Source organism: Catellatospora paridis, assembly GCF_009720365.1.
GTDB lineage: Bacteria > Actinomycetota > Actinomycetes > Mycobacteriales > Micromonosporaceae > Catellatospora > Catellatospora paridis.
The window spans coordinates 338,228-359,562 of the sequence record NZ_ML769316.1 but is presented as its reverse complement, the minus strand read 5'-3'; the positions used below and the strand labels follow the sequence as shown (position 1 = coordinate 359,562).

The window sequence follows — 21,335 nt, the reverse complement described above, 5'->3', positions numbered from 1 at the left end:
GGCAAGGTAGGTGACCCGGTTCACGGAGGGAGCCGCGAATGCGCATTGGTGAGCCCACCGGGATGTGGCCAGTGGACTTGAACGTGTTCAAGTCCATGCGCTAGCCTCCGAGGGCGGTACTTGAACGTGTTCAAGTACCGCTTCCGGGGAGGAGCGGCCACATGGCCCTGCTGGTAAATTCGATCATCATGCTGGGCATGCTCGTGTTGATGCCGCTCGGACTACGGCTCGTCGACGGCCCCGGCATCGCGCGGCTGGCCAGGTGGTGGCCGGTCGTCGCCGTGCCGTCGGCGGTCGCGCTGTGGCTGCCGCGGGGAGCGCTCGCCACCAGCCTGTGCGTGCCGTACGCCCTGATGACCCTGCTGCTCGCGGGTCTGGCGGTCACGCGCCTGGCGCAGCGGCGCAGCCCGGCTTCCGCAGAGGTGGCGGTGCTGACCGCACTGGCTGCGCCGACCGTCGCAGCGAGCGCGCTGGTCGCCGAGCGCGCCGGGCACGAGCTGTTCGGCTTCAGCCTCGGCATCCTCGCGTTGACCGTGCCGCACCTTCATTTCGCAGGCTTCGGGTCCGCCCTCATCGCGGGTCTGGTCTGCCGGAGCGTGGACAGTGGCGCCGCCCGAGCCGCCGCCTGGTGCGTACCCGTCGGAACGCTGCTGGTGCTCGCCGGTTACTTCGTCGATGACATCGCCGAGCTCGCCGGTGCGGTCGTGCTCACCACCGGCATGTGGCTCATCGCCTGGCTCACCTGGCGCGACGTTCGTGCCCGCAGTGCAGACCGGGCGACCCGGACGCTGCTCGCCGTCGCGGCCGCGACCCTCGCGGTCACCATGCTGCTGGCGCTGAGCTGGGCGCTGGGCGAGGCCACCGGGCTGCCACACCCGACGTTGGCCTGGATGGCGGCCACGCACGGGCTGGCCAATGCGCTCGCCTTCGTGCTGTGCGCGCTGGTGGCGTGGCGGCGGATGGGGGTGCGGGCATGACCGGACTCAGCTATGCAGAGGTCGGCGCCACCCGCGACGACGTGCTGCCGCGCGGCTACCACCATCTGCGCTATCGCACCCGTATCGGGAACGCCTCGGCGATGGCCGCCGCGACCGACGCGGTGCTGACCTTCGCTCCGCAGCGTGCCGCCGGGGTGCTTGTCGACGCCGCCGGCCCGCGTGCGGTCGAGGGGCTCATGGTGACGTCGAGGCTCGGCATCGGGCCGCTGCGCATCGCCGCGCCGTGCCTGGTGGTGTGGGTGGAGCACGGGCCGCAGCGGGCCGGTTTCGGGTACGGAACGCTGGCCGGACACCCCGAGCGGGGCGAGGAGTCGTTCGTGGTCGAGCTGGTCGACGGGGCGGTCTGGTTCACGATGACCGCGTTCAGCGGCCCCGCCCGCTGGTACACCAGGGCCGCCGGGCCGCTGGTGGTCGCTTTCCAGCAGGCGTACGCCCGGATGCTGGGTCGTGCGCTGCGCCGCCTCGTCAGCTGACCGATGAGGATCGCGCCCCGCCCGGCTCGGGCCCGGGTGTGGCGTGCCCTGCCGCCGTCGAGAAGTTCGGGATACATCACACCTTGACGCTAGTCAGAGCGTTTATGTCCTTACGAGATGCTCTTGTGTAACACATAGGCCTTCATTAGTGTGGGCCAGCAAGCGCTTTCCGGGCGGCGTGGCAGGGGTTCGGCTCGGGGGCTGCCCTCCGGTGACCGCACGTCCAGAAGGGACACTTTTTATGAAACGATTCAAGATCGCGATAGCGGCTGTGGCGAGCGCGGCTCTGCTGCTCGCCGGCTGCGGCGGCGAACCAGCGGGGCCGAGTTCCGACTTCGACCCGAACGCACCGGTCACTCTGGATCTGGCGTTCTGGGGCAACGACACCCGGGCCGGCTTCTACAAGAACGCGATCGCGAAGTTCAACGAGAAGTACCCGAAGATCACCGTCAACTCCACCTTCCTGCCCTTCCCGGAGTTCTGGGAGAAGCGCCAGATCGAGGCGGCGGGCCGTGACCTGCCCGACGTGATGCAGTTCGACTACGCATACCTGCGCCAGTACTCGCAGAACAAACTCTTGCTCGACCTGAAGCCCTACCTGGGCAAGTACATCAAGACCGACGGGTTCACCGAGTCGACCCTGGGCATCGGCGTCGTGAACGGCGTGACGACCGCGCTGCCGATCGGCACCAACGCGTGGGCGATGTTCACCAACACCGCTCTGCTCACCAAGTCCGGGGCTGGTGCGTACACGGGCGCCACGTCGTGGGACGAGTACGCGACGTGGATGGGCTCCGTGAGCAAGGCCGGCGGCGGTTCAGTCTGGGGCGGCACCGATCCGACCGGACGTATCCAGAACTTCGAGATCTCCTTGCGGGCCAACGGCAAGAACCTGTTCGACGACGCCGGTGCGGCGCAGTTCACCAAGGCGGAGCTGGCCGAGTTCTGGGGCAAGGGCGCGCAGGTGCGGGGCACCGGTGCGACGATCCCGACCAAACGCCTGCTCGAGGTCGCGCCCAAGTCCGGCTTCGGCGCCGGTCTGACGACCAGCGAGTTGACCTGGGACAACTTCGGCGCCGGCTATGCCGGTGATCTCGGCGCCGACGCGAGCGGCCTGGCCCTGTCCGCCCCGCCCGTGACCAAGGCCGGCGCGAAGGACCTGTACCTCAAGCCGTCGATGCTGCACGCCATCGCGGCCAACAGCGAGCACCCGGAGGCGTCGGCGCTGCTGGTCGACTTCCTGCTCAACAGCCAGGAGGCGGGCGCGGTGTTCGGCACCAACCGCGGGCTGCCGGCGTCCTCGACGCACCTGGCCGGGGTGAAGCTCGACCCGCTGTCGCAGAAGATCCTCGACTACGAGACGTCGATCAAAGATCGTCTGGGCGCGGCGCCGCCGGTTCCGGTGGTGGGCTACGGCTCCATCGAGGAGAAGTTCCGGCAGCTGGGCGAGGAACTCGGCCTGGGGACGGTCACCGTCGAGCAGGCGGTGGACCAGTTCTTCAGCGAGATGGACACGATCCTCAAGAAGTAGGCAGGTGGCTCTGATCGCGCGCCCCCGTCGGACCTGAACGAGCGGAGAACCATGGTGACAGTCCCTACTCCAACGGGGACGCCGACGGCGCGCGGCTCCGGCCGCACGGCAGAACGTCGTACGGCCGCAGCGTCCCCGGCGGGGGAGCCGCGCAGGCCGGGGCGCGCCTCCGGGGGCGCGGCGGCGGCACGGCGAGAGACGATCGCCGGGTACGGATTCCTGGCGCCGTGGCTCGTCGGGTTCTTCGGCCTCACCGTCGGGCCGATGGCGGTCTCGCTGTACCTGGCGTTCACCCGGTACGACATCTTCACCCCGCCGGAGTGGGTCGGGTTCGGCAACTTCGTGCGGATGTTCACCGACGACCCGGTCTTCCTGCGCTCGGCCCAGGTGACCCTCGAGTACGTGCTCATCGGCACGCCGGTCAAGCTCGCTGCGGCCTTGGCGATCGCGTTGCTGCTCAACTCGATCACCCGCGGTTCGGGGTTCTTCCGGTCGGCGTTCTACACCCCCAGCCTCATCGGGGCCAGCGTCTCGGTCGCGATCGTGTGGCGGGCGATGTTCGCCGGCGACGGCGCGGTGGACAGTTCACTGCAGATTCTGGGCATCGATCTGGGCGGCTGGGTCGGCGACGTCGACCTCGCCATACCAATGATGATCATTCTGGTGGTGTGGCAGTTCGGCGCCCCGATGGTCATCTTCCTGGCCGGGCTCAAGCAGGTCCCCACCGAGCTGTACGAGGCGGCGCAGGTGGACGGCGCCGGGCCGGTCCACCGGTTCTGGAAGGTGACCGTGCCGATGCTGTCGCCGGTCATCTTCTTCAACCTGCTGCTGGAGACCATCCACGCCTTCCAGGTGTTCGGGTCGGCGTTCATCATCTCCAACGGTTCGGGCGCCCCGGGCGGCCGGCTCAACTTCATCACGCTCTACATGTACAAGCGCGGCTTCGCCGACATGCAGATGGGCTACGCGGCGGCGATCGCCTGGGTCGTCCTGGTCGTCGTCGCGATCATCGCAGCGATCATGTTCCGGACCGCCCGGTCGTGGGTGTACTACGCGGGAGACAATCGGTGACCACCGTCGAGCACGTCCAGCCCGGACACGGGACCGCCGAGATCACGGCCCGTGACGCCCCTCCGGCCCGGCGGCGCGGGCGTCGCCGCGGCCTGGCGACCACGATCGTGTGGTATCTGATGCTGCTCGTGCTGGCCGCGATCGTGCTCTACCCGCTGGTCTGGCTGTTCTTCGCCACGCTCAAGCCGTCGAGCGAGTTCGGCCGCAACAGCGGCCTGCTGCCGTGGGAGCCGACGCTGGACAACTACGCCCGGGTGTGGGACGGCATCGCGGGCATCCCGCTGTGGCGTTACGGGCTCAACTCGCTGATCGTCGCGTCGCTGGCGGTGGTCGGCACGCTGGCCTCCAGCGCGCTGGCCGGGTATGCGTTCGCCCGCGTCAGTTTCAAGGGCTCGGGGATCCTGTTCGCCGCGATGATCGGAACTCTGCTCCTGCCGTTCCACGTGATCATCATTCCGCAGTACATCATCTTCAACCAGCTGGACCTGCTGGACACCTATGTCCCGTTGCTGATCGGCAAGTTCCTCGGCACCGAGGCGTTCTTCGTGTTCCTCATGGTGCAGTTCATCCGGAACATCCCGCGGGAGCTGGACGAGGCGGCCCGCATCGACGGCGCCGGACACCCGCGCATCTTCTGGTCGATCGTCGTGCCGCTGCTGCGACCGGCGCTGGTCACCGGCGGGATCTTCAGCTTCATCTGGACCTGGAACGACTTCCTCGGGCCGCTGATCTACCTCACCTCACCGGAGAACTACACCCTGCCGATCGCGCTGCGGCTCTACAACGACACGACCAGCACCTCCGACTACGGCGCCACCGTCGCAGCCTCGCTGCTGTCGCTGATCCCGGTGCTGCTGTTCTTCCTGATCTTCCAGCGGATGCTGATCCGGGGCGTCGCCACCCAGGGCCTGAAGGGATGAGGGCCAGGCTCTCGGCCGGCTTCGCACTTTTCGCCGAGGTGCTGCTGACCGGCGTCGCCATCGCGCTGTTCGCCCTGCCCGTGCTGACGCTGCCGGCCGCGCTCGCCGCGGGCGTCGGCCACCTGCGGCGATACGTCGCAGACGAGGGATCTCCCTTCGCCGCGTTCTGGCGCGACGCCCGGGCGGCCGCCGCGGGCGGTGCGGTGGTCGCGGTGGTCGCGCTGCTCGGCGCCGGCGCAGCGATCCTCGCGATCGGACTCGCGGCTGCCGACCCGACACCGGCGGGCGCTGTGATGGCGTTCGTCGGCCGGCTCGCCCTCGGCATCGTCGCGACCGCCGTCGTGCTGGCGGCCGGGGCGTGGACCAGGGACGGCGGGTGGCGGTCCGCGGTCCGCGGGCTGCGCGACCAGTGGGACGCCGACCCGGCGGCGGCCCTGCACGTGTTCGTCGCAGTAGCCCTCACCGCGGTGCTGACCTGGCAGTTCGCGCTGCTGCTCGTCCCGTCGCTCGGTGTGGTCGCGTTCGCGGTCGTCGCCGTGCAGCACCGCTCACGCGTACGCGTGCCGTGACCGGCGACGGCCGACCCGTCACGGCGTCTGGCCCAGTTGCCGGTCCAGGTTGAACACCTCGGTGAGGACCTGCATGGCGTGGTCGGGGCGACCGGACTCGAAGAACTCCGCCATCTCGGCCTGCCAGCGGGCGTTCACCTCGGTCGCCTCCATCGCGGCCTGTGCCGCGGCGAAGTCGCCGGTCAGGAGTATGCCCACGAGCAGACCATCGTCGCGCAGGAACAGTGAGTAGTCGTGCCAGCCCGCGTCGTGCAGCGCTTCGAGCATCTCCCGCCACACGGGGTCGTGGCGACGCCGGTACTCCTGAAGTCGATCGGGCTTGACCTGAAGCGTGAAACAGATCCGATGCATGGCATACCTCGCGGTCGGGGCCTGGCGGCCGACGTGACGACTTGGAACGTTTTAACGCGTCGTCCGGGGCCGGCCTCGGTTTCCCGAGACCGGCCCCGGACGACGTCACCCTGGTCAGGACAGCATGCGAAGGACAGTGCCGGCCTGGTACGCCAGCGCCGTCCGTGCTGCCGCCGAGACTCCTCGCCCAGCCAGGTGCTGCACGAAGCGCCGTAGCGCGCGGGCTGCCGCATCGGCGCGGCCGCCCGTCGCGTGGTGGTCCGCCTGGGCCAGGAACGCGCGTAGCCCGTGAGCCTCCCGCGCGGCCACGTCCCCGCTCGCCACGTATCCGTCCAGGGCGTCGCGCAGGGCGTCCACGCTGCCCGGCGCCCAGTGGTCGGGCACCGGCACGCGCGCCCAGTCGACGTCCGAGCCCAGGTAGAAACTCGGGTACGCGGGCTGGTTGTAGGACGTCTGCTGCCGAGCCACGTCGGCCCGGTACTGCGGATCGTGCATCAAAGTGAACAGCTTGCGGTGGGTCACCTCGGTGCTCAGGTAGATCCGGAGCGCGGTGCTGTCCGCCGTGCGCAGCAGCAGCTCCTCCCGCCAGTCGCCGAAGACGTCCGCGACCAGCGCCGGGTTGCCCTTCGTGCCGTTGTTGGCCAGGGTGCCCTCGGCGCTGAGCAGCCGGCCGCGTCGCCAGTCGTCGATCGTCGGGGTCTGCAGCACCGTGGTGGCCGTGCCGTTCACGACCTGGGTGGTCCCGTCGGCCGCCCAGCGGATGCTCATGTTCGTGCCGGGCGTGGTGGGGCCGAGCAGGTCGCCGCGCGCCGAGAACAGGCCGATGCCCAGCTCGGCAGCGTTCGGGGGCATGGCCGGCCACACCTCCAGGCCGGGCACCGCGGGGTCGACGTCGCCGACCATGCCCCGTCCGGTGTCCCGGCCGGTGTAGTCCCCGAAGATCACTTCGCCGGTGCGGGCGTCGCGCAGCGCGTGCCCGTACGGGGCGAAGGTCGCGCCCTCGTGCACCATGTAGATCTCGAGTCCCGGCCGGTTCGGGTCGATGTCGGTCACGTGCAGCGCGTCGCCGTGGCCGAGGCGGACCACCGCGCCCGGGTCGGCGCTGCCCGGCGGCAGCGGCGCGAACGAGCTGTAGAGCAGGCTGCCGTCGTCGTCGATGGTCGCCCCGCCGTAGACGATCTCCTGCCGGCCGTCGGCGTCCACGTCGGCGACGCTGAGCGAATGCGCGCCCTGCGTGGTCAGGGTGGCGAACTCGGGATCGGTGCCGTCCCGGCCGTGCGGGGAGTCGTTGAACGGGTTGCTCATCGGCACCCAGCCGCTGTCGACGTACCAGTCCTCGGTCAGGTGCTGGCCGTTCCAGCGGTAGGCGACCAAGGTGGTGCGGGTGTAGTAACCACGGGCGAACACGGCGGAGGGGCGTTTGCCGTCCAGGTACGCCACCGTGGCGAGGAACCGGTCGACGCGGTTGGCGGGCTCGATGCGCGCCATCGCGTAGTCACCCCAGCGCAGGCCGTCGTCGTCCCGGCCGGGCTTGTACCGGATCGTCTCCAGTTCGCGGCCGGTGGCGCCCTCGAAGACGGTCAGATATTCCGGCCCGTCCACGATGAAGCCCGCGAACGCCCGCAGGTTGTTGCGGGTGCTCCGGCCGGGGGCGTACACGTCGACGAAGTAGTCGGCCAGCGCCCGCGCGTCGGCCGCGGACAGTGGATAGGAGTACGCCCGCGGGATGCCGAACGCATCCTCCAGCGTCGCCGGCCACCGGCCCGCCAGCACCTCGGGATGCCGGTGCCAGCCGAGGAACATCTCGACCACGTGGTCGTAGTAACCGGCTGCGCTGAGGCGGTAGTCGTCGTTGTGCGAGTAGCCGGCTGCCCGGTCCTGGCGCGGCATCGTGATGTACCGCTCGGAGGCGACGCCGCCGTCCGGCCGATACCTGATGATCTTCGTGCCCGGCGCGGTCTTGACCATCATCTCGGACCGGCCGTCGCCGTCGAAGTCGTAGACCAGGACCTGCGCATAGTGGGCTCCGGCGCGGATGTTGACGCCGAGGTCGATCCGATGGAGCGGGGTGCCGTCGAGTTCGTACGTGTCGACGTAGACGGGGCCGGTGTAGCCCACCTGCGAGACGTCCTTGGAGTTCGACGGGTCCCACTTGACGACGTACTCGTACTGCCCGTCGCCGTCGACGTCGCCGACGCTCACGTCGTTGGCCGAGTAGGTGTACGCCTCGCCGCTCGGGGTGACGCCGTCGGGCGGCTTGCGCAGCGGCAGGTCGTGGTAGCCGCCCGACCAGGGCGAGACCTCATCGCTGAGGTCGACTTCCGCATCGCCGACGACGGCGGCGACCCGGTAGGCCGATGCGGCCGTGCCGTCGCGGTCGAGGTAGTTGGTGCTGTCGGCGACCGTCGCGATGCGCTGCCCGTCCCGGTACACGTGGAAGGCCGGGCCGGACAGGCCGGTGTCGGTGTGGCCGGTGACCTCGTGTCCGCGCAGGCGCCAGCTCAGAAACGTCCCCTCGGTGGTGGCCGCGGCGACCAGGCCGCGGTCGAGGCGTTCGAGTTGGACGGCGGGGATGCCGTGATGAGGTTGCCGTTCGCCGGCGGACGCGGCCGGCCCGGTGAGGATCAGCGTCACCGCGCAGGCGGTGGCGATGACTGCGGACGGGAGGCGGCGGTGTCGGAGCCGAGGACTCATGCGTGATCTCCTCGTCGAAGGGGCGCCTCCGTCGCCGCGTGATCGGGGGAGCGATGCCACGGAAAGCGCTTTCAGGGGCCTGAAACGTTACAACTATCGATCACCTTGAGTGCGCTGTCAAGCGCCCACGCCGACTCCGGCCCTCAGACGGCCGGCCGACTGCCGAAGGTCTTGCGGTAGGTCCGCGGCGGCACACCCCGGCGGCGCACGAACTGCTCGCGCAACGCCGCGGCGGATCCGAACCCCACCTGCCGGGCGACCTCCTCGACGGGCAGGTCGCTGGCCTCCAGCAGCTCCTCGGCGCGGTTGAGCCGCTGAGCCAGCAGCCAGGCGTGCGGGGTGGTGCCGGTCGCGTCGGCGAACCGGCGCAGGAACGTGCGGCGGCTGGTGAGCGCACGAGCCGCCAGCTCGTCGACGGTCAGCCGCCGGTGCGTGTTGGCCCGAGCCCACGCCAGCACCGCGCCCAGCCGCTGATCCTCGAAGCCGTCAGGCACCGGCGCGGTCACGAATTGCGCCTGCCCGCCGTCGCGGTGCGGCGGGACGACCAGCTCGCGGGCGACGTCGTTGGCGACCGCGGCGCCGAACTCGCGGCGGATCAGGTGCAGGCACATGTCCAGGCCCGCCGCCGCGCCGGCGCCGGTGACGACCGGGCCCTCGTCGACGTAGAGCACATCGGTGGCCAGCCGCACCGTGGGGTAGCGCTCGGCGAACTCGGCGGCGAAGCGCCAATGCGTGGTCGCCCGGCGCCCGTCCAGCAGGCCCGCCTCGGCCAGCACGTACGCACCGACGCAGTGGCTGGCCACGGTCGCGCCGCGGGCCGCGGCCGCACGGAAGGCTTGCGCGACGGCCGGTGACGGCTCCCGGAACCGGCTGCCCGGCAGTGCGATGACCAGGTCAGCCGCGGCGAGCCGGTCGAGTCCGGCGTCCACCTGCACCGTGAGCCCGAGATCGGTGCGCACCGGGCCGGGCCGCTCGGCGCAGACGTCGAAGGCGAAGCGGCCGCTGAAGATCTCACCGACCAGCCCCAGGCCGAAGGCAGCCACACCTTCGGGGGCGTACGCCGTCACGGATCGGAATGCCATGCCGCGATGATGGCACGTTCCTTGCGATCAGTGGCAACCGTGCCGGTCGTCCTCATCGGCCCGACGCCGCACGATTACCGCACGAACGATCGCCGGCCGATCCGCCATGCAGCAAAAGACCAGCTGGGCGCACACCGGCGATCGCGATACACCCTCAGACCGGAGAACAGATGAACCCGCTACGCCCCTGGCGCGAGTGGCACCGGCCGCTCATGCTGAACGTGACCCTGATGATCGCCCTTGCCCTCGTCGCCGCAGTCGGCGTCGCCGTCGACGACCGCGCGATGCTCGGGGAGTCGGTCTGGGTCAAGCCACTGAAGTTCGCCATCGCCTTCACGCTCTACTCCGGCCTGCTGGCCTGGCTGGTGACCAAGCTCAAGAAGGCCCGCAGGTTCGGATGGTGGGCGGGCACGGCCTTCGCCGTCGCCGCGACCGTCGAGGTCGCGGGGATCGCCGTACAGGCCGCAAGAGGCACGTTCAGCCACTTCAACAGCAACGTCGACGACCCCGTGACCGTCGCCATGACCCAGCTGTTCACCTACGGCGTGGCCGGGATTCTCGTCGCGCAGCTGGCCATCGCCGCGACCGCGCTCGCCCAGGGCGCCTTCAGCAAGCCGGTGACCAGGGCCGTCCGGCACGGCCTGGTCCTGGCCACCGTCGGCATGGTCGTGCCGGTCTGGTGGATGACGACCAACATCCGCGAGCGTACGGTCACCGACGCCAACGGCACCGCGGTCCGGATGTACCAGGGACACGGCATCGGCGACCTCGACGGGCACGGCATGTTCCTGACCAACTGGAGCGTCACCGGCGGCGACTTCCGGGTCCCGCACTTCGTCGGCCTGCACGGCATCCATGTGCTCCTGCTCACCGCCGCCGCGCTGGCCATGCTGGCCCGCAAGGTGCCGGCACTTCGCGACGAGACGGTGCAGGCCCGGCTCGTCACGATCGGCGGCCTCGCGTACGCGGCCCTGCTGGGCGTGCTGATCTGGCAAGCGGGCCGCGGACAGTCATTGATCCGTCCTGACGCCGCCACGCTACTGGCGCTCGGTGTGGTGGCTGCCGGTGCCGTGGTGTGCGCTGTCCTCGTGGCCATGTTTCCGCGTCCGGAAACCGACTGACCGGACAGGGGAGCGGCCCGGCGCCGCGGCATACGGAATTGAAGAACCTCTGGGTTTTCGGATCCGCACGAGGGCGCGGCCGAAGGACTCTAATCGAAAGCGGTCGGTCGGTGGGGGTGGGTCGACGGCGGTGCATGCCGCAGCCCCCACCGAGGTCGAGATGGGATGCATAATCGCAGTCGCCCAACTCCTGGGCTCGAAACGGGGGAAACACCTTGCGCACCAAGCTGCTGCGCGCCGCTTTCGCGGTGCTGCTCTCCGCTGCTGCGGCCGCGACGACCGCGGCCACACCCGCACAGGCCGCACCGTCGACGCTGTTCGGAGCGCCGACCAACGGCGCCTACCTGGCCGAATACGGGCCGGCCGACATGCTCCGCGCGTTCTTCACCGGCGCACCGGGCTCCTGGTCCACGTCGCCGAAGCTGACCGGCACGGCACCGGTCAACGTCTCGTTCAAGTACACGCCGGCGGACGTCGTCGCGGGCACTCATGACACGGCGCTGCGCACCTTCTTCACGCAGGCGCCGACCGACCGCACCGTCTGGTGGACGTTCTACCACGAGCCGGAGGACAACATCGCCGACGGCGAGTTCACCGCGCCCGAGTTCATCGCGGCCTGGCAGCACATCTGGACCATCGCGCACGAGCCCGCCGTGGCCAAGTCCAATGTCAAGGCGACGCTGGTGCTGATGGACTGGAGCCTGGACCCGGCGAGTGGCCGCAACTGGCTGGACTACTACCCCGGCGACGCCTACGTCGACGTGATGTCCTGGGACATCTACCAGTTCAAGGACAACAACGCCAGCGTCGGCGACAACGAGACGATGGCCGAGCACCAGCTGCGCCGCCCCAGCCTCGCCACGACGGTGGCCCGTGGCAAGCCGTTCGCCATCAGCGAGCTCGGCTACCTCGACGCCGCCGACCGCGCCGCGTTCCTCACCGACATGGCGTACTGGGCGCGCGACAACGACGTGGTCTTCGTCGCCTACTACGACTACGAGCTCAACTACGACAACCGCCTGCACGACACCGCGTCGCAGCAGGCGTGGAAGAGCGCGATCGACGGCTCGCTGTTCGCGGGGCCGGTCACCGCGACCAACAACCCGGCGGCCGACGTCACCTCGACCTCGGCGGCGCTGTCGTGCGGCGTCGACCCGCACAATCTGAGCTACCGGGTCGCCGTGGCGTCCTGGCGTACGGTCGGCGGGACGGAGTTCCACGAGACCGCCGGGGTCACCGTCGCCGACGGCCCGCAGACGGTCACCTCGGTCCGCACCGGGCTGGCGCCGGACACCGGCTACACGTTCCGCTGCAAGATCTATGACGCCAACGGTGTGCTCGTGCTGAAGCCTGCCTCGGTGGCCTTCACCACGGCCGCCTGACCGACCCGCTGCACAGGGTACCTAGACCCCCGGTCAGATGACCTCTGATCGGGGGTCTTGCCTGTGCGCCGGTGTACCTCGTAATGGACCTCGACAACCGTGCGGGCAGGTCAGGGCAGGTCGATCAGTGCCGCGGTCGCCGTGCCCACGGGCCGCAGCGCGGTGACCGTGGCGCGGTCCACGAGTGCCGCGTCCGGCACGCCCACACTGCGCCCTTCCAGGGTCGCCGCCCCGCGCACCATGACGATCGCGGCCGGCCCGGTCACGGTCAGGGGGCCGCTGGTCTCGACGATGCGTACCGCACCGTGGGCACCGGCCTGCACGATGAGGTTGAGGTCGGTGATCGGTCCGCCCGGCAGTGTGCAGGTCGTCGGGGCTCCGCCGTCGAACTCGAACGGCTCCAGCGGCCTGATGTCGTGTACGGCGTCGCCGACGGTCAGCCGCATGCCCGCACCCGTGAGCACGGTGATCACGCGCCGGTAGCCGACGAAGGCCGAGAACGGGCCGTCCGCGCCGACATCGGCGATGCTCAGCCGCCACCGGAAGTCATCGACGCCTGCAGGGAAGGCGGCGATCTCACGGGTGACCCCGCCACCGTTGCGCCACGCAACGGCGATGCGGTCGGCAGCCGGCAGCACCGTTACACCCATGACGGCCAGGCTACGCCCGTCCGGTGAGCACGACGGGCCGAAGCCGCCATCACGTCGGCGCCCTCCGGAACAGAGCTGAGGGCGCGTCGCGACTATCCGCAGTCGGACTCCACGCGGATTTCCTCGTCGTGGACGTGCTCGTCGTAGATGTAGACACCGCCGCGGAACAGCGACACCACCGCCGCGACCACATTCAGCGCGGCGGCCAGGACGAACACCACGACGAGGCCGCGGTGGAACGGGCCGGACAGCAGGTGCGGCAGGTAGGTCCGGGCGGTCAGCGTCGACACCGTCGACGCGGGCAGCTCGTGCAGGACACCGGCAGCACTCAGCAGCGAGGCGATCGGGTTGGCGCCGAGGAACGCGGCGAACATGAGCCCCACCGGCGGCACCGCGGTGATCGCGGCGATCGCGGGTCCGGGTACGCCGTCGGTGGCCAGCCCGCTGTGCAGCGTGCCCGGCAGCGACCGCGACAGCCCGGCGACGAGCAGCGAGAAGAACACGCCGATGGACAGCACCATGCCGGTGTTCTGAAAGGTCGCCCGGATACCGGACGCGACGCCACGCTCGGCGGGCGGCACCGCGTTCATCACCGCCGTCGTGTTCGGCGCCGAGAACAGGCCCCCGCCGATCCCGTTGAGCAGCAGCAGCGCGGCGAACATCGGGTAGCTGAAGTCGACCGAGATCACCAGCAGGCCGAGGAAGCTCAGCGCCGTGAGAAGCAGCCCACCGGTGGCGAAGAGCTTCGCGCCATACCGGTCGGACAGGAAGCCGGAGACCGGGCCGGCGGCGATGAACCCCACCGTGAGCGGCAGCAGGTAGATGCCCGCCCAGAGCGGGGTCTGCGCGAAGTCGTAGCCGTGCAGCGGCAGCCAGATGCCCTGCAGCCAGATGATCAGCATGAACTGCAGCCCGCCGCGGCCGATCGCGTTGAGCAGCGCGGCCGCGTTGCCTGCCCAGAACGCCTGGATCCGGAACAGGCCGAGATGGAACATCGGCTGGGGCACCCGGGTCTCGACGATGCAGAAGACGATCAGCAGGGCCACGCCGCCGAGGATTCCGCCGAGGACCCACGGGTTGGTCCAGCCCTCGGTGTGCCCGCCATAGGGCTGGATGCCGTACGTGATCGCCGCGAGCAGGACGGTCAGACCCGCGGCGAACGTCAGGTTGCCCCACCAGTCGATGCGCACACCGGGCCGGGGCTGTGCCGTCTCGCGCAGGTTGCGGTAGGCCCACCAGGCGCCCGCGAGGCCGACCACGACACTGACCCAGAAGATCGCCCGCCAGTTCCACGCCGAGAGCACCCCGCCCAGGATCAGGCCGATGAAGCCGCCGGCCAGTCCGGCGACCTGGTTGACGCCCAGGGCGGTGCCGCGTTGCCGGGCAGGGAAGGCGTCGGTGATGATCGCGGTCGAGTTGGCCATCAGCATCGCGCCGCCCACACCCTGCACCAGGCGCCAGCCGATCAGCCACAGCGCCCCAGCGGTGCCACCGGTCGGGGTCAACGCCAGCGCGACCGAGGCGGCGGCGAACACGACGAAGCCGGCGCGGTAGATACGCACCCGCCCGTAGATGTCGCCCAGCCTGCCGAGGCTGACCACCAGCACCGCCGTGACCAGCAGGTACCCCATCAGCAGCCAGAGGAGGTAGCTCACGTTGCCGGGGGCGAGCGGATCGAGGTGGATGCCGTTGAAGATGGCAGGCAGCGAGATGATCAGAATGGACGCGTTCACGGTGGCCAGGAGCATGCCCAGCGTGGTGTTGGACAGCACCGACCACTTGTACGGAATACGCGCGCTCCGCCTGCCCGGAGGCGGGAAGGCCGAGGACATGACCCTCCCCGCTCTGCCTAGATCGGTTCGCCTGCGAATTTCAGCGTGACGTCGATGTTGCCTCGGGTGGCGTTGGAATATGGACAGAGCTGATCCGCCCGGCCGAGCAGGCTGACGGCGTCGTCCCGGCTCAGGTTGTCCGCATGCAGGTCCAAGGTGACGGCGAGGCCCATCCCGCCGTGGCCGGTCGGGCCGATGGCGACCGTCGAATGGATGCGGGATCGGTCGAGATCGAGGCCGCGGCCGCGGGCCACGTTGAGCATCGCGGACTGGAAGCAGGCGGCGTAGCCGACGGCGAACAGCTGCTCGGGGTTGGTGCCGTCGCCGCTCGCCCCGCCCATCGACTCCGGGACGGCCAGGTCGACCTCAAGCCGGCCGTCGGAGGTGCGACCGTGGCCGTTGCGGCCACCCTCCACGACAGCCTCCGCGGTGTAGAGGGCCTTGGTGATACCACCGGCATGGCCTGGAGTGCTCATTGTCGTGGCCTTCCGCGAGTGGCAGCCGTCTTAGTGCAGCTTATGCGCCTGCGCGGGGCCGCGGGCCCGCATCGTCACCATCGCCGAGCCGGAACCGGACGCCCACCGCCATGGGGCTGCCCTCGGGGCTTTCTGCGGTGGCGGCGAGGATGTGCACCCAGCCCGCTGTCATGGATCTCGACGCGAACCTCCGCCGCATAGCGCTCCCCCCACGGGTCAGTAGGCGCATGAAGAACCCAGCGGACCGGGCTGGGCGGGCAGCGGACATCGAGAGGTTCGGACACAGTCCGAGATTATTGGGCGCCGGTGTCGTCCTGACCGGCGAGTTCGCCGTCACCTATGACGGCCTGGCGACGGTCTGGCGTGCACCGACTCGCGAGGCCCATTCGGAGGTGGCGTTCATCGCCGGTGCGGCACCAGCGGCAGCGCAGCGGCGAGGGTGTCTACCTCGGTGATCGCGTGCAACGGGTCCGGCCGTGGCTTGCCGGATCGGTTGACCCACACGCTGGGAATGCCGAAGGTGTGAGCGCCGGTGATGTCGGCCGACAGCGAGTCGCCGATGTGCAGCACCGCGCCGACGGGCAGGTCGAGCAGGTCCAACGCGGCCTGGAACATCGCTGGGTGTGGCTTGTAGCGGCCCACGTCCTCGCTGGTGACCACGTGCGCCAGCGGCAGCCCGTGATAGGCGATCGCGGCCAGCACATCGGCGCGGTCGATGTTGGACACCACGCAGACCGGCACGTCGATCAGGTCGAGGAATGCGCGGGCGTCGGGAAACAGGTCCGGCTCACGCCAGAACGCGAACTGCGACGCGCACAAGGCTTCCGGGTCGGCGGCCGAGCCGAACCGACGCACCGTGCGGGCCAGTGACGACACGGCGATGTCCCGCTGACATCGAAACGCCGCCCGGTCGGCCGTCATCTCCTCGCAAAACGCGCGCCACCGATACGAGGCCACCTGCGTCGCGGTTACTTCATGAGGATCAGTGCACTGGTCCAGTAGCTGCCGGTAGATGTCGGCGACAATGGCGTCGTCCTCGGCGACGACCGTGCCGTAGAAGTCCAACAACACCGCGCGAACGTGCCCGCTGTGCTCGCTGTTCCGGCGGTCGTTCGGCTCCCGCATGCAACGAAGCATCGCACGCTCGCTGCCCGGTCATCTGCGCAATGTCCGATTGTGGCCATCAAGGACTCGAACCCTGAACCTGCGGATTACTTGCGGGCTGGTCGGTGGCGGCCGGTCACGAACCAGACGTGCAGGTGCGGACAGATGGTGGCGGGCGATCGCACCGCTGATGCCCTGGTGAAGGGGCATGTAGCATCTGCCGACGTGAAACGCGTCGTCATCCGTCCCCGCATCCAGGTAGCGGTCCTCCTGGCCGTCTTCATCATGTTTGGTCTGCTCGGCCTGCTGTATCTGACCCACGAGGAGGTGCTGGCGGGGCGATACCTGTTCGGCGCGGTGCTCGGCGTCGTGTGCTCCCTCATGGGCGTCGTCGGCGTGTGGCGGGCGCTGCGGATGGGTGTGGTCATCGACAGCGAGGGCGTGCACGTTCGCGGCTTCGACAGCCGCACCGTGGTGACCCCGTGGAGCGAGGTCGAGGACATCTTCTGCGCCCAGGTCGACGAGCGGGCGGGTCTACCAGTCCACGGCCCCGTGCTGCGACTCGGTGGTGCCCTGATGCCGCTGCGGACCCTGGGCAGCTACTCCCTGACCGGCGCGCAGGCCCGGGTCGACCAACTGCGCAGCCTCATGCCCCCTGCGCGTACGCCCGATCTGGGCGCAGAACGGCCACCGCACGCCGAAGCGGCATTCGCCCAGCACTGTGAATCCGTCGCGAAAGCTACAGAGGTTCGAATTCTCTACCCGCCACCAACAGCAAAAAGCAGCTCGGACCAGCGAGATCCGTCGGAGTCACGTTTCGTCTGGGGTCCGGGTGTGTCTGGCTGAGTCCGGCTGGTTATGACTGGCTGCGGGAACATGGCGGGAACGCCGCGCCGCACATGATCTTGCCCCACCTTCGGACACCCGGGCCGGCGGCGGGTGTCACTCGGCGGGACCGTACAACCGGGCGACGTCGGGCGAGTCGAGCCAGCCGCTGTACGTCGGCTGCTGCGGCCATCCTTCCGGGGAGTCCTGCCACTCCTCCTGCCGCCCGTGGGGCAGCACATCGACCAGGGCGAAGGTGAACGTGAGCTGTTCGGCTCCGCGACCGGTGGTGTGCCACGTGCGGTACACGGTGTCGCCGTCACGCAGGAAGACGTTGAACGCGAACCCGCCCCCGGGCGGTGCGTCGACGTCGGCCCCGAACGGGCTGTCGGAGGTGGAGTACCAGGTCATCTTGTTGCCGACGCGTTCGGCGTAGGCGAGGGCCGCGTCGATCGGTCCTTGGGTCACGATCACGAATCGTGCGTCGTAGTTGTCGAGGAAGTCCAGCCGGGTGTACGACGACGTGAGGCTGGTGCAGCCGCCGCACTGCCACTGCGCGTTCGGGTCGGGGTCCCACATGTGGTTGTAGACGATCAACTGCGACCTGCCGTCGAAGACATCGGCGAGCCGGACCGGCCCCTCGGCGCCGGCCAGGGTGTATTCGGGCATCTTCACCATGGGGAGCCTGCGTCGCTGGGCGGCGATCGCGTCGAGCTCCCTGGTGGCTGCCTTCTCGCGTGCGCGCAGCTCGTCCAGCTCCTTGCGCCAGGTGGCGGAGTCGACAACGGGTGGCAGAGCAGCCATGATCAACATCTCCCTCGTTCGTCTTGGCACACGATCAGCTCAGGCCGGTCCGCCGGCATGCACACCGACACCGCCTGCATCGAGGCCGGAATATCCAGGGCCACCTTGCGACCGTATCCGCGCGCGCTGGCCACCGCGGTCCGGAATTCGCCGACACAGGAATCTGCCCAGAACCGGCGGAGCCCAAACTCACCGATGCTGCAGAGCGGATGATCGGTCAGGAGGTGGCGTCGGCTTTGACCGCGGCGCCCGCGATGACCACCTCCAGACAGTCGCGGAACAGGTCGTCCACCGTGCGGCCGGGGCTGAAGTAGTCGGCGACCGCGGCCACGACGGTCGGGTGCTGCTCGGTGAATGCGGCCATGTCGAAGTCTTTCAGCGCCTCCGTGTCCGGGCGGGGGGCCTGTTCTTCGAGGACGTGGCCGACCGTGAAGCGCTCGACCGTCAGGACGATCACGCGGGCCTGCCGCAACGGGATACCGCGCGCCACCAGGGTGCTCATGGCCAGTTCGGAGATCGCTGCCATGGTGGCGGAGAGCTGGGACGCGGAGATGACCCGGGCGCCGTCCGGATGGGCGAGCAGCGCTCGGCGCAGCCGCTCGGCGAGGCCGCTCAACCAGTCATGCCAGTGTTGATCCGGCTCGGGCGGTGACATGTGGCCGAACTCCTGGTCGAGGATCGCGTCGGCGATCGCGGTGACCAGGGCCGCCTTGTTGGGCAGATGCCAGTAGAGGGTCGGCGATTGCACGCCGAGCCGCGCGGCGAGTTTGCGTGTCGTCACGCCGTCGAGACCCTCGGCGTCCAGCAGGGCGACGGCCTCGGCGACGATCCGCTGTCGGTCTAGCGCCAATTTCGGTACCTCCCGTCGGCACTCTATCAGTGCTAGAGTCTCTCTATCACTGATAGAGAGACGGAGACGACGATGACGCACAAGCGCTCGCTCGGCGGCCTGCTGCACTGGGCGACACACCGCATCCCCGGAGTCCCCGCGCACGCCGAGCGGCCCGCCGGACACCAGGGCACGGCGGGCCATGGCCACGCGCGGCGTCGCGGCGTCGCGGCCCACCCTTCGCTGAACCACAGGTGGAACCACTCGCCTGCCCGCCCTCCCCGGTTCATGCCGACCTGGCAGCGCCGGATCGCGGCATTCTTCGACCGGGAGCTGCGATGAAGGCGGCGGTGCTGCCCGAGATCGGTGGCATCCCTCGCTACGAGGACTTCCCGGATCCCGTGGCCGGCGACGACGAGGTGGTCATCGACGTGAAGGCGGTCGCGGTCGAGAACGTCGACTAGCGCATCGCGGCCGGTACGCACTACGCGAGCCGGCAGTACACCGCACAGTTGCCGGCGATCCCCGCCTTCGACGGCATCGGCGCGCTGCCGGACTGCACCCTCGTCGGGTTCGGCAACCCCTCGTAGCTGTCCAGCCGCCAGCCGGTCACGGCCGTCGACTGCCGCAGCGGCCCTTCCGCCATGGGCTCGTCGGGTGCCAGGGTGCGGCCGTGCCGGGCGGCCAACGCGGCGCGTCCGGACGGGTGGAACAGCACCAGCCGCCCGCCCGCACCGGTGACGCGGGCAAGTTCGGCCAGCCCGGCCCGGGTGTCGGGCAGGTGATGGAGCAATCCGGCGGCGAACACCGCGTTCAGCGTGCCGTCGGCCAGCGGCAGGTGCCGCGCGTCCGCGAGGACGAGATGGGCGCCGACGCTGCGGCCCAGGTCCCGGGCGGCGGTGAGCATCTCGGTCGTGACGTCGACGCCGATGACGGTGCCTTCGGGGCCGACGGCGGCCCGTAGCGCGGGCAGGGCACGGCCGGTGCCGCAGCCGATGTCGGCCACCGCCGTGCCGACGGGGATGTTCGCCGCTGCGACGGCGGCGGCGTAGGTGGGCATGTCGTCACCGAACTTGATGTCCCAGGTCGCGGCGCGTACGGCGAAGAACGCCCGGGTCTCGGGTAGGTACCAACGGTCGTGGGCGGCCAGGGCCGGGTCGATGTGCCGCACGATCGGCCAGTCCGGGTCGTGCAGGTCCACCACGATCTGCGCATCGTCGGGGTACGCGCCGCCGTGGCCGTGGGCGGCGGGGGTGCGCAGCCAGATCACCACATCCCAGCGCCCGCCAGGGGGACGGGCGCGCCAGCCCGCCCCGTCGGCCAGGGCCAGGGTGGCCGGGCCGCGGTGGGCGTACCACCTGTCCTCGTCGTGCAACGGCGACCGCCGGGTCAGGCGGATGGCGTGCCGGCCGGTGGAGTGCAGCGTGGCGTGCAGCCGGTCGGCGAACCAGTCGCTGTGGCAGTAACCGTCGACCACGACGGTGCCCGCGGTCGCGACGCTGTCGGCCAGCAGCGTCAACAGTTCGTCCCAGCGGCGCTGCTGCGCCGAGGTGGGCCGCGGCGAAGGGGAGCCGGAACCGGTCATGCTCTCCATCATGCAGTTGCGATGTTGAGAACGCCATCGGTTCCGCAACGAACCATCAGGCAGACTGATAAGGATCGCAGTTGCGAGGTTAGGCTTGGCCGGTGACGTCCTACCGGATCGGATACGCCTTCGGGCAGGGGAGGAACGATTCATGTACAGCAGATTGATCCGATCGGCGCTGGCGGGCCTGGTGATGGCCGGGGCTTTGACCACGGCCGCGTGCGGTGGCGACGGGACCGCCCAGCCGGGGGCCGGCGTCTCGGGCAACGGCGTCAGCGGTGACGTGACCGTGTTCGCCGCAGCGTCGCTGACCGAGTCGTTCACCAAGCTCGGCAAGGAGTTCGAGGTGGCCAACCCCGGCACGAAGGTGATCTTCAACTTCGCCGGCAGCTCCGCGCTGGCCACCCAGATCACTCAGGGCGCGCCCGCGGACGTCTTCGCCGCGGCCAGCCCCGCGACGATGAAGACCGTCGTCGACGCCGGCGACGCCGACGGCACCCCGACCGTGTTCGTGAAGAACCAGCTCGTCATCGCGGTGCCCAAGGGCAACCCGAAGGGCATCAACACGCTGGAGAACCTGTCCAAGCCCGACCTGAAGGTCGCGCTGTGCGCCGAGCAGGTCCCGTGCGGTGCCGCGGCGAAGAAGGCCCTGGACGCAGCTGGGGTGAAGGTCACCCCGGTGACGCTGGAGCAGGACGTCAAGGCGGCGCTGCAGAAGGTGAAGCTCGGTGAGGTCGACGCGGCGCTGGTGTACCGCACCGACGCCAAGGCCGCCGCCGCCGACGTCGACGGCGTCGAGTTCCCCGAGTCCGCCCAGGTGATCAACGACTACCCGATCGTGCTGCTCAAGGAAGCCCCGAACAAGACCGCAGGACAGGCGTTCCTGACCTTCGTCACCTCCGACCGCGGCAAGGCCGTGCTCGGCGAGGCGGGCTTCCAAGCCCCTTGACCTGTGACGCCCCGACCCGAGTCGCGGGGGGGCCCCCCCCCGGGCCCCGCCGCGCCGCCCCCGCCGCCAGAGCCGCCGCGGGGGCGCGG

General features: G+C 69.9%; 22 protein-coding genes. 12 read left to right on the top strand and 10 right to left on the bottom strand.

Translation table 11 applies throughout. The annotated features are described in order from the left end of the window. The first annotated feature begins 161 nt into the window (after positions 1 to 161). The 6 genes from F9C41_RS17195 (at position 162) to F9C41_RS17170 (ending at position 5,562) form a co-directional block, all read left to right on the top strand. Complete coding sequence (locus tag F9C41_RS17195) at positions 162 to 977, top strand: YndJ family protein (RefSeq protein WP_155387811.1); 816 nt, start codon at positions 162 to 164, stop codon at positions 975 to 977. Beyond that, positions 974 to 1,471: a DUF1990 family protein gene (locus tag F9C41_RS17190; RefSeq protein ID WP_155387810.1), complete on the top strand. Its 498-nt coding sequence runs from the start codon at positions 974 to 976 to the stop codon at positions 1,469 to 1,471. The genes F9C41_RS17195 and F9C41_RS17190 overlap by 4 nt, the downstream gene beginning before the upstream one ends. A gap of 241 nt (positions 1,472 to 1,712) precedes the next feature. Further along, positions 1,713 to 3,002, top strand: coding sequence for an extracellular solute-binding protein (locus F9C41_RS17185; protein ID WP_155387809.1), 1,290 nt, complete (start codon positions 1,713 to 1,715; stop codon positions 3,000 to 3,002). A 264-nt stretch (positions 3,003 to 3,266) separates the two neighbouring features. After that, positions 3,267 to 4,073, top strand: coding sequence for a carbohydrate ABC transporter permease (locus tag F9C41_RS17180; RefSeq protein ID WP_230689682.1), 807 nt, complete (start codon positions 3,267 to 3,269; stop codon positions 4,071 to 4,073). Continuing rightward, positions 4,070 to 4,993, top strand: a complete 924-nt coding sequence (locus tag F9C41_RS17175) for a carbohydrate ABC transporter permease (RefSeq protein WP_230689681.1) — start codon at positions 4,070 to 4,072, stop codon at positions 4,991 to 4,993. The genes F9C41_RS17180 and F9C41_RS17175 overlap by 4 nt, the downstream gene beginning before the upstream one ends. After that, positions 4,990 to 5,562 carry a hypothetical protein gene (locus tag F9C41_RS17170; protein WP_155387807.1) on the top strand — a complete coding sequence of 191 codons (573 nt, stop codon included), beginning with the start codon at positions 4,990 to 4,992 and terminating at the stop codon, positions 5,560 to 5,562. Before F9C41_RS17175 ends, F9C41_RS17170 begins: the two co-directional genes overlap by 4 nt. Positions 5,563 to 5,580: 18 nt before the next feature. Here the strand turns inward: F9C41_RS17170 and F9C41_RS17165 are convergent, their stop codons facing one another. The 3 genes from F9C41_RS17165 to F9C41_RS17155 form a co-directional block, all read right to left on the bottom strand. Continuing rightward, on the bottom strand, positions 5,581 to 5,913 hold the full coding sequence (locus F9C41_RS17165; RefSeq protein WP_155387806.1) for an L-rhamnose mutarotase: 333 nt from the start codon (positions 5,911 to 5,913) through the stop codon (positions 5,581 to 5,583). A gap of 114 nt (positions 5,914 to 6,027) precedes the next feature. Beyond that, positions 6,028 to 8,607 (bottom strand): rhamnogalacturonan lyase, encoded by a 2,580-nt coding sequence (locus tag F9C41_RS42020; protein ID WP_155387805.1) that lies wholly within the window; start codon positions 8,605 to 8,607, stop codon positions 6,028 to 6,030. 143 nt (positions 8,608 to 8,750) lie between these two features. Next, positions 8,751 to 9,689, bottom strand: coding sequence for a GlxA family transcriptional regulator (locus tag F9C41_RS17155; RefSeq protein ID WP_155387804.1), 939 nt, complete (start codon positions 9,687 to 9,689; stop codon positions 8,751 to 8,753). Positions 9,690 to 9,859: 170 nt separating this feature from the next. On the opposite strand from F9C41_RS17155, the gene F9C41_RS17150 reads away from it, so the two are divergent. Both F9C41_RS17150 and F9C41_RS17145 read left to right on the top strand, forming a co-directional pair. Then, positions 9,860 to 10,810, top strand: coding sequence for a hypothetical protein (locus F9C41_RS17150; RefSeq protein WP_155387803.1), 951 nt, complete (start codon positions 9,860 to 9,862; stop codon positions 10,808 to 10,810). A gap of 215 nt (positions 10,811 to 11,025) precedes the next feature. Continuing rightward, positions 11,026 to 12,192, top strand: coding sequence for a glycoside hydrolase family 26 protein (locus F9C41_RS17145; protein WP_155387802.1), 1,167 nt, complete (start codon positions 11,026 to 11,028; stop codon positions 12,190 to 12,192). A gap of 110 nt (positions 12,193 to 12,302) precedes the next feature. Here F9C41_RS17145 and F9C41_RS17140 read toward each other — a convergent pair whose 3' ends face one another. From F9C41_RS17140 to F9C41_RS17125, 4 genes are all read right to left on the bottom strand, one after another. Continuing rightward, positions 12,303 to 12,842, bottom strand: coding sequence for a HutD/Ves family protein (locus tag F9C41_RS17140; protein ID WP_155387801.1), 540 nt, complete (start codon positions 12,840 to 12,842; stop codon positions 12,303 to 12,305). A 92-nt stretch (positions 12,843 to 12,934) separates the two neighbouring features. Then, positions 12,935 to 14,614, bottom strand: coding sequence for an MFS transporter (locus F9C41_RS17135; protein ID WP_230689680.1), 1,680 nt, complete (start codon positions 14,612 to 14,614; stop codon positions 12,935 to 12,937). A gap of 77 nt (positions 14,615 to 14,691) precedes the next feature. Further along, a complete protein-coding gene (locus F9C41_RS17130; RefSeq protein ID WP_456236816.1) occupies positions 14,692 to 15,090 on the bottom strand; it encodes an organic hydroperoxide resistance protein in 399 nt (132 codons plus the stop codon). 459 nt (positions 15,091 to 15,549) lie between these two features. Then, entirely contained in the window at positions 15,550 to 16,275 is a 726-nt protein-coding gene (locus tag F9C41_RS17125) for an HAD family hydrolase (protein ID WP_155387798.1), read from the bottom strand. A 144-nt stretch (positions 16,276 to 16,419) separates the two neighbouring features. Here F9C41_RS17125 and F9C41_RS17120 point away from each other — a divergent pair, with 144 nt between their 5' ends. Then, positions 16,420 to 17,100, top strand: coding sequence for a hypothetical protein (locus F9C41_RS17120; protein WP_196279813.1), 681 nt, complete (start codon positions 16,420 to 16,422; stop codon positions 17,098 to 17,100). Between the two features lie 96 nt (positions 17,101 to 17,196). Here the strand turns inward: F9C41_RS17120 and F9C41_RS17115 are convergent, their stop codons facing one another. After that, complete coding sequence (locus tag F9C41_RS17115; protein ID WP_230689678.1) at positions 17,197 to 17,883, bottom strand: DUF899 domain-containing protein; 687 nt, start codon at positions 17,881 to 17,883, stop codon at positions 17,197 to 17,199. Positions 17,884 to 18,100: 217 nt separating this feature from the next. Beyond that, the gene (locus tag F9C41_RS17110) at positions 18,101 to 18,733 is read right to left on the bottom strand and encodes a TetR/AcrR family transcriptional regulator C-terminal domain-containing protein (protein ID WP_155387795.1); all 633 of its coding nucleotides are present in this window, start codon (positions 18,731 to 18,733) and stop codon (positions 18,101 to 18,103) included. 72 nt (positions 18,734 to 18,805) lie between these two features. On the opposite strand from F9C41_RS17110, the gene F9C41_RS17105 reads away from it, so the two are divergent. After that, complete coding sequence (locus F9C41_RS17105; RefSeq protein ID WP_155387794.1) at positions 18,806 to 19,054, top strand: hypothetical protein; 249 nt, start codon at positions 18,806 to 18,808, stop codon at positions 19,052 to 19,054. Beyond that, entirely contained in the window at positions 19,051 to 19,176 is a 126-nt protein-coding gene (locus F9C41_RS41800) for a hypothetical protein (RefSeq protein WP_269058926.1), read from the top strand. The genes F9C41_RS17105 and F9C41_RS41800 overlap by 4 nt, the downstream gene beginning before the upstream one ends. Positions 19,177 to 19,196: 20 nt before the next feature. Here the strand turns inward: F9C41_RS41800 and F9C41_RS17095 are convergent, their stop codons facing one another. Then, positions 19,197 to 20,297, bottom strand: coding sequence for a class I SAM-dependent methyltransferase (locus F9C41_RS17095; RefSeq protein ID WP_155387793.1), 1,101 nt, complete (start codon positions 20,295 to 20,297; stop codon positions 19,197 to 19,199). Between the two features lie 151 nt (positions 20,298 to 20,448). Here F9C41_RS17095 and modA point away from each other — a divergent pair, with 151 nt between their 5' ends. Further along, positions 20,449 to 21,246 carry a molybdate ABC transporter substrate-binding protein gene (gene modA / locus F9C41_RS17090; protein WP_155387792.1) on the top strand — a complete coding sequence of 266 codons (798 nt, stop codon included), beginning with the start codon at positions 20,449 to 20,451 and terminating at the stop codon, positions 21,244 to 21,246. Positions 21,247 to 21,335 lie beyond the last annotated feature (89 nt).

Coding starts and splice junctions, on each gene's coding strand:
- F9C41_RS17125 (WP_155387798.1), bottom strand. CDS start 16,275: ATGCGGGAGCCGAACGACCGCCGGAACAGCGAGCACAGCGGGCACGTT.
- F9C41_RS17185 (WP_155387809.1), top strand. CDS start 1,713: ATGAAACGATTCAAGATCGCGATAGCGGCTGTGGCGAGCGCGGCTCTG.
- F9C41_RS17140 (WP_155387801.1), bottom strand. CDS start 12,842: ATGGGTGTAACGGTGCTGCCGGCTGCCGACCGCATCGCCGTTGCGTGG.
- F9C41_RS41800 (WP_269058926.1), top strand. CDS start 19,051: ATGAAGGCGGCGGTGCTGCCCGAGATCGGTGGCATCCCTCGCTACGAG.
- F9C41_RS17170 (WP_155387807.1), top strand. CDS start 4,990: ATGAGGGCCAGGCTCTCGGCCGGCTTCGCACTTTTCGCCGAGGTGCTG.
- F9C41_RS17165 (WP_155387806.1), bottom strand. CDS start 5,913: ATGCATCGGATCTGTTTCACGCTTCAGGTCAAGCCCGATCGACTTCAG.
- F9C41_RS42020 (WP_155387805.1), bottom strand. CDS start 8,607: ATGAGTCCTCGGCTCCGACACCGCCGCCTCCCGTCCGCAGTCATCGCC.
- F9C41_RS17095 (WP_155387793.1), bottom strand. CDS start 20,297: ATGACCGGTTCCGGCTCCCCTTCGCCGCGGCCCACCTCGGCGCAGCAG.
- F9C41_RS17105 (WP_155387794.1), top strand. CDS start 18,806: ATGACGCACAAGCGCTCGCTCGGCGGCCTGCTGCACTGGGCGACACAC.
- F9C41_RS17180 (WP_230689682.1), top strand. CDS start 3,267: ATGGCGGTCTCGCTGTACCTGGCGTTCACCCGGTACGACATCTTCACC.
- F9C41_RS17150 (WP_155387803.1), top strand. CDS start 9,860: ATGAACCCGCTACGCCCCTGGCGCGAGTGGCACCGGCCGCTCATGCTG.
- F9C41_RS17120 (WP_196279813.1), top strand. CDS start 16,420: ATGGTGGCGGGCGATCGCACCGCTGATGCCCTGGTGAAGGGGCATGTA.
- modA (WP_155387792.1), top strand. CDS start 20,449: ATGTACAGCAGATTGATCCGATCGGCGCTGGCGGGCCTGGTGATGGCC.
- F9C41_RS17190 (WP_155387810.1), top strand. CDS start 974: ATGACCGGACTCAGCTATGCAGAGGTCGGCGCCACCCGCGACGACGTG.
- F9C41_RS17155 (WP_155387804.1), bottom strand. CDS start 9,689: ATGGCATTCCGATCCGTGACGGCGTACGCCCCCGAAGGTGTGGCTGCC.
- F9C41_RS17195 (WP_155387811.1), top strand. CDS start 162: ATGGCCCTGCTGGTAAATTCGATCATCATGCTGGGCATGCTCGTGTTG.
- F9C41_RS17115 (WP_230689678.1), bottom strand. CDS start 17,883: ATGGCTGCTCTGCCACCCGTTGTCGACTCCGCCACCTGGCGCAAGGAG.